We start from the raw sequence: 1,477 nt of genomic DNA, 5'->3' as shown, positions 1-1,477 counted from the left end.
GCCTGGGAGTGGCGCCTGAAGTAGGCCCTGCACGGGCAGTGGGAGAGCGCGTGGAGCGTCGATTCGCCGCACGTCCTACCAACAAGTAACATGTGACTTGCACAACTTCCGGGTACCGGCTAGTTATTCGCGATTAACTGATTACGGTTTGGCAACGGAGTACCAGTATTTGGACATTGTGCGGCTAGGCTCTTCAAGTATGTATGGTGCGTCACAGTGTGAACCTGTGACTGGCCTGCCGGGGAGCAAAAGATTTCCCCTGAATATCTCCCACAACTCATAGGAGGCGGAATGCGTTTTACGCGCACTTCCAAAGCACTCGGCATGGTGGCAATCGCCGCCCTTGCCCTGACCGGCTGCGGCGCTGGAGGCGGCAGCAATGACGGTGCCAGCCAATCCGCCGGTGATCCCAACAAGGTCATCACCGCGTACAGCAACGAACCCCAGAACCCCTTGCTGCCGGCCAACACCAACGAAGTTTACGGTGGCCGCGTTGTCGAGCTGCTCTTCGAAGGTCTTCGCAGCTACGACGCTGACGGCAAGCCCGTCAACGCCCTGGCAGAGTCCATTGAGTCCTCTGACGCCCAGAACTGGACCATCAAGGTCAAGCAGGGTCAGAAGTTCACCAACGGCGAAGCGATCACCGCTAAGACGTTCGTTGATTCCTGGAACTTCGCTGCCAACTCCAAGAACCTGCAGAACAACGGATTCTTCTTCGAGTCCATTGCGGGCTACGAGGATGTCTCGGCTGTAACCACTGAGAAGTCGGCAGATGGCAAGTCCACCACGACGCCGGCTCCCACCGCCGAAACGATGTCGGGCCTGACCGCTACGGATGACTCCACCCTCACGGTGAAGCTGGCACAGCCTGAAGCTGACTGGTCGCTCCGCCTCGGCTACTCGGCATTCTTCCCGCTGCCTGCAGCGGCCCTGGCTGACCCGAAGACGTTCGGTGAGAACCCGGTGGGCAACGGTCCGTACAAGTTCGAAAAGACCGGCGCCTGGGTACACGACCAGTCCATCTCGCTCGTGAAGAACGCTGATTACAGCGGTCCCCGCGAAGCCAAGAACGGTGGCGTGACCTTCAAGTTCTACACCGATCCGGGCCCCGCATACACGGACCTGCAGGCCAACAACCTGGACGTCTCGGATGTATTGCCCTCCAATGCGCTGAAGACATACGTCACGGACTTCCAGGACCGGAACGCCACCAAGCCGGTTGCCACGAACTCCACCCTGAACATCCCGGGCTACAACCCCAACTTCCAGGGTGAAGCCGGACTCCTGCGCCGCCAGGCACTGTCTTACGCCATCAACCGCGAAGAAATCACCAAGGTGATCTTCAACGGAACCCGCACCCCGGCCAAGGCCTTCGCTCCGCCGGTGATCGACGGCTTCAAGGAAGACATCCCGGGCAGCGAAATCCTCACGTTCGACGCCGCCAAGGCCAAGGACCTGTGGGCACAGGCTGAAAAGA

The 1,477-nt window shown here is 59.7% G+C and carries 1 protein-coding gene; it reads left to right on the top strand.

All coding sequences use genetic code 11. The annotated features are described in order from the left end of the window. Positions 1–291: 291 nt before the first annotated feature. A partial coding sequence (locus DBR22_RS19745; RefSeq protein WP_108600402.1) for a peptide ABC transporter substrate-binding protein occupies positions 292–1,477 on the top strand: 1,186 nt, incomplete at its 3' end.

The organism is Arthrobacter sp. HMWF013 (genome assembly GCF_003061105.1).
GTDB lineage: Bacteria > Actinomycetota > Actinomycetes > Actinomycetales > Micrococcaceae > Arthrobacter.
This window is presented reverse-complemented; position numbering and strand designations above follow the sequence as displayed.